Source organism: Staphylococcus sp. EG-SA-2 (genome assembly GCF_017152085.1).
In genome coordinates this window covers 1-640 of the sequence record NZ_JACYHC010001222.1, presented here as the reverse complement: position 1 = coordinate 640, position 640 = coordinate 1, and the positions used below count along the sequence as shown (strand labels likewise).

The window sequence follows — 640 nt, the reverse complement described above, 5'->3', positions numbered from 1 at the left end:
AAAATATGAGATTATCTGGGATGTCGCTGTCAATATCGATACGGTCTCTATTATTTTTGATATCGTTATGCATAATTTTAATGCAGACATTTTTTAATACTTTATTAAATTCAGCGTCTTCTTCTTGAAATTCTGCAATATCTCGCAAATCTTCTTTATTGTTAATTGTATCGCTAATCGTTTGAAATGGGTGGTTAAGGCGATCGCTAATGTCTCTGGCAAAATAGTCTTTAGTCAATTGATTGAACAAATACTCTAGAAGATCGTATTTATCATAAAAATGTTTATAAAATGTTGTGCGGTGTACGAGTGCGTTGTCGCAAATTTGATTGACAGTAATCGTTTGGAATAATTGCTGTTCTAACAATTGTAGCAAGCTACTCGACAATGCTTTTTTTGTCTTTATAACTCGTAAATCAGTCTCTTTCATCTACATTTCTCCTTTGTGTGTAGTTTAATATACAAAATTTTCCAATTGATTCTTTAAGAGGTCGGGGATAGATACTATAATCTAACAATAATCTACACTGTATATTTAAACTATAACGTTGATTTTAAAAGGAGGCAATATACTTTGGCAAAATTTTTATATAAGATGGGGACATTCATCGCAAAACATAAATGGTCCGCGGTCATTGCA

At 31.7% G+C, this 640-nt stretch carries 1 protein-coding gene; it reads right to left on the bottom strand.

Annotation, left to right across the window (positions count from 1 at the left end; translation table 11 throughout):
- A partial coding sequence (gene farR, locus IDG60_RS19835; RefSeq protein WP_206161104.1) for a fatty acid efflux pump transcriptional regulator FarR occupies nt 1-430 on the bottom strand: 430 nt, incomplete at its 3' end.
- Nucleotides 431-640 lie beyond the last annotated feature (210 nt).